Origin of the sequence: Streptomyces sp. NPDC058671 (genome assembly GCF_042716475.1) — a bacterium.
GTDB lineage: Bacteria > Actinomycetota > Actinomycetes > Streptomycetales > Streptomycetaceae > Streptomyces.
Map to the genome: position 1 here is coordinate 20,260 of NZ_JBHXSA010000013.1, position 7,155 is coordinate 27,414.

Below are 7,155 nucleotides of genomic sequence, written 5' to 3' on the forward strand. Positions count from 1 at the left end.
CGGGTGAGCGAGCAGAAGCAGGCCCAGCAGCATGTCGTGATCGTCGGCGCCGGGATGGCGGGCGTGCAGACCGCCGTCGCCCTGCGGGAACAGGGCTTCACCGGCCCCCTGACCCTCATCGGGGCCGAACCCCACCAGCCCTACGACCGGCCCCCGCTCTCCAAGGCCATCCTCCTCGGCAAGGCCGAGGACTCCGCCTTCGACATCGACTTCGAGGCCCTCGGCATCGAGCTCCGCCTCGGCCTCGACGTCACAGGACTGCGCGCCGCCGACCACGAGATCGACACCGAGGCCGGACCCGTCCGCTACGACACCCTGGTCGTCGCCACCGGCGCCCAGCCGGTCACCCTGCCCGGCGCCGAGGGCGTCCCCGGCGTCCATCTGCTGCGGACCCTCGACGACGCCGTACGCCTCGGGCCCGTCCTGGAGCGCCGCCACACCGTGGTGGTCGTCGGCGCCGGATGGATCGGCGCCGAGTTCGCCACCGCCGCGCGCGAGGCGGGCTGCGCCGTCACCGTCGTCGAGGCCGCCGACCGCCCCCTCGCCGGCGCCCTGCCCGCCGAGGTCACCACCCCCATGGCCGAGTGGTACGGGGCCCACGGCGCCGAACTCCTCACCCGCGCGCGCGTGGACACCGTCGAGCCCGGCCGCGTCCTCCTCGCCGACGGCCGCGAGCTCCCCGCCGACGCCGTCGTCGTCGGCATCGGGGCCCGCCCCGCCACCGGCTGGCTCACCGGCTCCGGCATCGCCCTCGACCCCGGCGGCGCCGTCACCGCGGACGAGCGGCTGCGCACCTCCCTGCCCGACGTGTACGCCGTCGGCGACTGCGCCTCCTTCCCCTCCGCCCGCTACGGGGAGCGCCTCCTCGTCCACCACTGGGACAACGCCCTCCAGGGCCCCCGCACGGTCGCCGCCACCATCACCGGGGCCGCGGACACGCCGTACGACCCCGTCCCGTACTTCTGGTCCGAGCAGTTCGGCCGCTTCGTCCAGTACGCCGGCCACCACGCGGACGCGGACCGGCTGCTCTGGCGCGGCACCCCCGCCGACGAGGCCTGGTCCGTGCTCTGGCTGCGCGCCGACGTGCCGGTGGCCCTCCTCGCCGTCGGCCGCCCCCGCGACCTGGCCCAGGGCCGCAAGCTCATCGAGACGGCCACGGCCGTGGACCCCACGCGCGCGGCGGACCCCTCCGTACCCCTGAAGGCGGCAGTCGCGTAGGGCCCGACTACCGGCTGTCGGTCCGGGATGGCAGGCTTGTCCTGTGACCGAGATTGACGTAAAGATCGATGCGCTCGTCCCCGCCTGGCTCTACGTGCCCGACATCGCGGAGATGCTCGATATCGAGGTGACGCGGGTGCGGCAGCTGATCAAGGAAGGTCAGCTGATCGCCGTGCGCCGTGGAGAGAACAACGCCCTGCAGATCCCCGCCGCCTTCATCCAGGGCGACAAGATCGTCAAGGGCCTCGTCGGGCTCCTGACCGTGCTGCGGGACGACGGCTTCACCGACGAGGAGATGCTGGAGTGGCTCTTCACTCCGGACGAGAGCCTGCCGGGCACGCCCGCGCAGGCCCTCGGCGAGAACCGCGGCACGGAGGTGAAGCGCCGCGCCCAGGCGCTCGCCCTCTGACACACGTACGCACGAAGACACCACCAGCGGGTGTCGCGGTGGGCGGCCGCCGGCGGGGGCGGGCCCCCCCGGGCCCCGCCCCCCCCCCGGGGGGGCCCCCCCCAGCCCGCCCCCTCAAACACAAGACCACACAAACCCCCCCCGGGGGGTGGGGGGGGGGGCGCCCCGGGGGGGGCCCCCCCCCCCGCGGCGCCGGCGCCACCGACGGGGGGAACCCATCCATGCCCACGCCTCGTGAGCGGCTCGCCGACGCCCGGCTCTACCTGTGCACCGACGCCCGGAAGCGGCAGGGAGACCTGCCCGCCTTCCTCGACGCCGTGCTCTCCTCCGGTGTGGACATCGTGCAGCTCCGCGACAAGGGCATGGAGGCCGGTGAGGAGCTGGAGCACCTCGCCGTCTTCGCCGACGCCGCCCGACGCCACGGCAGGCTGCTCGCCGTGAACGACCGGGCCGACGTCGCCCACGCCATCGCCTCCGACGTGCTCCACCTGGGCCAGGGCGACCTGCCCGTGCCCGCCGCCCGCGCGATCCTCGGCGACGAGGTCCTGATCGGCCGGTCCTGCCACGCCGAGAGCGAGGCGGCCGCGGCCGCCTCCGAACCGGGCGTCGACTACTTCTGCACCGGCCCCTGCTGGCCCACCCCGACCAAGCCCGGACGGTACGCACCGGGCCTCGACCTCGTGCGGTACGCGGCGGGCCTGGCCCAGGACCGGCCCTGGTTCGCCATCGGCGGCATCGACGAGACCAACCTCGACGAGGTCCTGGACGCGGGCGCGCGCCGGATCGTCGTCGTCCGGGCCATCACCGAGGCCGACGATCCGGCGGCCGCGACGGCCGCCCTCGCCAAGCGGGTCCGGGAGCGCGCGGGGGAGTAGCGGCCCGGCCGAGGTGATGTCCGGGACCGGCGCGCCCGCCCGCGGCACTCGGCGGTTCGTCCGAGGACGCGCCCGGCCGACTGTCCGAAACGGTGTCCATCAGCCGGACACCGTGTACGCCGCCCGGCGCACCCCGTCTAACCTGCCGGTATGGCCCTTGGTACCGCTTCCGTCCGTTCGGACCGCGCCCGCACGGTCCGCGAGATCCTCGCCTCCGGCGGCACGTCGTACTCCTTCGAGTTCTACGCGCCCCGGACCGAGAAGGGCGAACAGGGCCTCTGGAACGCGCTGCGCCGGGTCGAGGCGGTCGGACCGAGCTTCGTCTCGGTGACCTACGGCGCCGGCGGTTCCACCCGCGGCGGCACCGTGAAGGCCACCCAGAAGATCGCCTCGGACACCACGCTCACCCCGGTCGCCCACCTCACCGCCGTCGACCACTCGGTCGCCGAGCTGCGCAACGTCCTCGGCCAGTACGCCGACGCCGGCATCCGCAACATGCTCGCGCTCCGCGGCGACCCGGCCGGCGACCCGCTGGGCGAGTGGGTCGAGCACCCCGAGGGCGTCCGGTACGCGGCCGACCTCGTCCGGCTCATCAAGGAGTCGGGCGACTTCTGCGTGGGCGTCGCCGCCTTCCCGGAGATGCACCCCCGCTCCACCGACTGGGACACGGACATCCGGCACTTCGTGGACAAGTGCCGCGCGGGCGCCGACTACGCGATCACCCAGATGTTCTTCGACCCGGAGAACTACCTGCGGCTGCGCGACAGCGCCGCGAAGGCGGGCTGCGAGACCCCGATCATCCCCGAGGTCATGCCCGTCGTGAACGTGAAGACCCTCGGCCGACTGCCCCAACTGAGCAACGCCGCCTTCCCCGACGACGTGAAAGAGCGCATCCTCGCCGTCAAGGACGATCCCACCGCTGTACGCTCCATCGGTATCGAGTTCGCGACGGAGTTCTGCGCGCGGCTGCTCTCCGAGGGTGTCCCCGGACTGCACTTCATCACGCTGAACAGCTCCACCGCGACGCTCGAGATCTACGAGAATCTCGGACTGCACCAGCAGTCGTGACCGGTCGTACCCGCCCCGACCCGCGGCGGTGACCGTGGAGAGGGGCGGCGGGGCATGGGGTGGACGGTCCTCTACATCGCGTTCGGAGTGGTCGCACTGTGGTTGCTGGGGGAGGTGCTCCTCCAGTACAAGGCGCGGCTGCGCTGGCGGGTGCTCGCCTTCTGCGGCTTCCTCGGCGTGGTCCTGGGCGTGCTGCTGCCCTCGGTGGCGGTGATCATCGGCGGTGCGATCGCCTTCGCCGTCGGCCAGACGTACGTCACGCTGTCCTTCCGCCGTGGCTTCTCCACCGGCTGGGCGATCGGCGGCAACCCGGGCGCGAGCCGTCGCCGCAGGTCCGGCCCTCCCGCGCAGGCCGGGCCCACCCTTGAGGTCACCGAGCTCGCCTACGTCGGCGAGGACCCCTCGTACGCCGTGCCGGAGGGCGAAGACGCCCGGCCCGCCGCCGAGGCCACCGCGGTCTACGAACCCCTGCCGATGCCCGACGACACCGGCCAGTACGGGGTCTACGGCACGGGCCAGGACACGGCTCACGCTGCCACGGGCCATGCGGCCGGTCACGGCACCGGCTACGACACGGGCTACGACTCCTACGCGCCGGCCTACGAGCAGCAGCAGCCCGCCTGGGACTACGGCGCCGCCGCCGCGCAGCAGCAGTACGCCGCCTACTCCGACCCGTACATCGGGCCGGGCACGGACGGCCAGCAGTACGGCTCGTACTACGCCGACCCGTACGCCGCCTCGTACTCCTACGACACGCCGCCCGGCGGGGTCTGGGTCCCGCAGCAGCGCGACACCGAGCCGGCGCCCCCGCCGCAGCAGCCGGGGACCCCGGACCCGTACGGCTACGAGCCGCACCAGGACGACCAGCAGCAGTACCGCTACTGAGTGACCGCGGGCGAGCCGGCGGGCCGGGACCCCCGGAGGGCCGGGCGCGTCCTGCCGCCCCGGAAGAAGGCCCGGCGCGAGCCCCGGTGCGCGCCCTGAGACCTCCCCGCAGGACCCGGCCCTTCCGGCCGGCCCCCTCGTGCGGCCCGGTGCTTCCGGCGCCCCGCACGACCCCGGCGCGTCCTGGAGGCGTCGCCGCAGGGCCCGGCCGCCCCCGCAACCACCCCAGCGCGTCCTTGAGGCCCCCGCGCCGCCCGGTGTGTCCGGCGGCCTCCGCCTACCGGGAGCCGCGGAAGTCCGCGCCCTCCACGACGAAGCCCGCCACCAGCGCGCCCGACATGCCCGCGTGGGCGAGTCCGCCGCCCGGGTGGGACCAGCCGCCCGCGAACCAGAGGCCCGGCAGCGGGGAGCGGTTGTCGGCCGGGAGCAGCCGCCCGCCGGCCCCGGCGAGCGCGGGCCCCGGCACCTCGGCGGCGCCGGTGTCCCGCCGCACGTCCTCCGGCGTGCGGACGTGCTGCCACAACAGCCGCTCCCGCAGCCCCGGCACCGCCCGCCCCGCCGCCTCGGCCATCCGCCCGGCGAACGCCTCCCACGCGGGCGCGTCCCGCTCCGGAGACGTGGGGACGGTCGCCGTGACCGTCACCGACTCGTGGTCCGCGTCGGGGCGCAGCGCCGCATCGTCCGGGCGCAGCACGGTCACCGTCGGCCGCTCGCCGTCCCCGTGCACGACGGTGCGGTGGACCGCCTCCGGCTCGCGAGGTCCGCGCAGCGCCAGACAGACCGTCACCCGGCTGGTGCCGAGGGCCTGGAAGCGCGGCAGGCCGTCGTCACCCCCCTCCCGCGCGACGACGTGCTCCCGGTACAGGGCGGGCACCGGGGCCCCGGCGACGACATGGTCGGCCTCGACGAGGTCACCCCCGGCCAGCCGGACTCCCACCGCCCGGCCGTCCTTCTCCAGGACGTCCTCGACGGGCGTGTCGAAGACGAACTCGACACGCCGCTTCCGGCACCGCTCGTACACCGCGTCGGCGAGCGCCCGCAGGCCCCCGCCGACGTACCAGCTGCCGAAGGTCTGCTCCATGTACGGCAGGACGGCGGCCGAGGCGGGCGCGGTGGCCGGGTCGAAGCCGTACGTCCACGCGTACGCGTCGAGCAGGGCGGCGAGCCGGGGGTCGCGCAGCTCCCGCGCCCCGACCTGCGCGAGCGTCGTCGTCGGCCGCCGCAGCAGGCCCGGCTTCAGGGCCGGGTACGGCTCGCGGGCCAGGGGCGCGGGATCGGTCGGCTGCGGCTCCTCGAGGAGCGGACGGCGGGTGCGGTCCCAGGCCTCGCGGGCCCGCACCAGGAAGTCGCCCCAGCGCTCGCCCGCGCCCGCGCCGAGTGCCCCGTCCAGGGCGGCGACCGTGCCGGCCCTGGAGGCGTTCGGCAGGTCCACGCGGGTGCCGTCGGCGAAGACGTGACGGGCCGCCGGGTCGACCTGCGTCAGCGTGACGCACTCCTCCAGGGGCTCCTTGCCGGTCTTCACGAACAGGTCCCGGTACACGGCGGGCAGATGCAGCAGCCCCGGGCCCGTGTCGAAGGCGAAGCCGTCCCGCTCGTAGCGGCCGACCGCGCCGCCGTACGTCGCGCCCCGCTCGTACACCGTCACCCGGTGGCCCGCCACGGCCAGTCGGGCCGCCGCCGCCATGGCGCCGAGTCCTGCGCCGATCACCACAATCCGTGCCATGCCGGCGACTTTATCCGGCGCCCGCGACAGCGCCGGAACCCCGGTCGGACGTCGGGGGCCGGCCGGTCAGAAGTGCTCCGGCCCGCCGTCGGACGGCGGCCGTGACCGGGCTCTCGGCATCGCGTCGGCGAGCCGCCTCTCCTCACGGCGCTGGGACCTGCGGCGCAGGAAGCGACGGATCCGCCGTGCGAGGAAGACCAGTATCACCAGGCCGAGGGCGAGCAGGACGGCCGCGATGATCGCCGCCGCCACCGGGTGGAAGAGCGCGAAGGTGATGACGGCCGCCACCCCGAGGTCCTCCGCCAGGCTCAGCGCCACGTTGGAGAACGGCTCGGGCGACGAGTTGACCGCCATCCTCGTCCCCGCCTTGACGAAGTGGCTCAGCAGCGCCGTCGAACCGCCGACCGCGCCCGCCGCGAGTTCGGGCAGCGAACCGTTCTGACCGGCCAGCAGGGCGCCGACGACGGCCCCCGACACCGGCCGGATCACCGTGTGGACGGCATCCCATGCCGAGTCCACGTACGGGATCTTGTCGGCCACCGCCTCGCACAAAAAGAGCACGCCGGCGACGACGAGGACATCGGTGCGCTGCAAGGACTCGGGCACCTCGTCGGTGAGCCCGGTCGCGCCGAAGACGCCGAACAGCAGGACCACCGCGTACGCGTTGATCCCGCTCGCCCAGCCGCTGGTGAACACCAGGGGGAGTACGGACACGCCCGCGATCGTAACCAGGTCTGAGTACCCGTACCCAGGGGGCGAGATGAGTAGGTGCGCGGATGGGCGCGGACCGCTCCGGACGGCAGAGTGGAGCTCACGGAAGGGGCGCGGCTCCGGCACCGCCGGCACGGGGCTGCGGAACGGGGCCGCGCACCCACCGGCACGGGGGTGCACGGGGGAGAGACCGGTGCGGGGGGGGGCGGGGGGGGAGGGGCGAGGCCGCCCCGGGCGTAGGGGGGTGCCCCCGGGGGCGGGGGGCG

7 protein-coding genes are annotated in these 7,155 nt (G+C 75.0%); 5 read left to right on the plus strand and 2 right to left on the minus strand.

The window, feature by feature from the left end:
* Nucleotides 1-54: 54 nt before the first annotated feature.
* The 5 genes from ACFWV2_RS17835 to ACFWV2_RS17855 all read left to right on the plus strand — a co-directional run bounded on the left by ACFWV2_RS17835 (nucleotide 55) and on the right by ACFWV2_RS17855 (nucleotide 4,455).
* Nucleotides 55-1,218, plus strand: a complete 1,164-nt coding sequence (locus ACFWV2_RS17835) for an NAD(P)/FAD-dependent oxidoreductase (RefSeq protein WP_384406103.1) — start codon at nucleotides 55-57, stop codon at nucleotides 1,216-1,218.
* Between the two features lie 43 nt (nucleotides 1,219-1,261).
* The gene (locus tag ACFWV2_RS17840) at nucleotides 1,262-1,627 is read left to right on the plus strand and encodes an Rv2175c family DNA-binding protein (RefSeq protein WP_360783178.1); all 366 of its coding nucleotides are present in this window, start codon (nucleotides 1,262-1,264) and stop codon (nucleotides 1,625-1,627) included.
* Nucleotides 1,628-1,848: 221 nt separating this feature from the next.
* The gene (gene thiE / locus ACFWV2_RS17845) at nucleotides 1,849-2,502 is read left to right on the plus strand and encodes a thiamine phosphate synthase (protein WP_384405974.1); all 654 of its coding nucleotides are present in this window, start codon (nucleotides 1,849-1,851) and stop codon (nucleotides 2,500-2,502) included.
* A gap of 150 nt (nucleotides 2,503-2,652) precedes the next feature.
* Nucleotides 2,653-3,570, plus strand: coding sequence for a methylenetetrahydrofolate reductase [NAD(P)H] (metF, locus tag ACFWV2_RS17850; RefSeq protein WP_360783173.1), 918 nt, complete (start codon nucleotides 2,653-2,655; stop codon nucleotides 3,568-3,570).
* A 54-nt stretch (nucleotides 3,571-3,624) separates the two neighbouring features.
* Nucleotides 3,625-4,455: a hypothetical protein gene (locus tag ACFWV2_RS17855; RefSeq protein WP_384405975.1), complete on the plus strand. Its 831-nt coding sequence runs from the start codon at nucleotides 3,625-3,627 to the stop codon at nucleotides 4,453-4,455.
* Between the two features lie 277 nt (nucleotides 4,456-4,732).
* On the opposite strand, the gene ACFWV2_RS17860 is transcribed toward ACFWV2_RS17855, so the two are convergent.
* Complete coding sequence (locus tag ACFWV2_RS17860; RefSeq protein WP_384405976.1) at nucleotides 4,733-6,178, minus strand: phytoene desaturase family protein; 1,446 nt, start codon at nucleotides 6,176-6,178, stop codon at nucleotides 4,733-4,735.
* Nucleotides 6,179-6,244: 66 nt separating this feature from the next.
* The gene (locus ACFWV2_RS17865; protein ID WP_384405977.1) at nucleotides 6,245-6,892 is read right to left on the minus strand and encodes a DUF4126 domain-containing protein; all 648 of its coding nucleotides are present in this window, start codon (nucleotides 6,890-6,892) and stop codon (nucleotides 6,245-6,247) included.
* Between the last annotated feature and the right edge of the window lie 263 nt (nucleotides 6,893-7,155).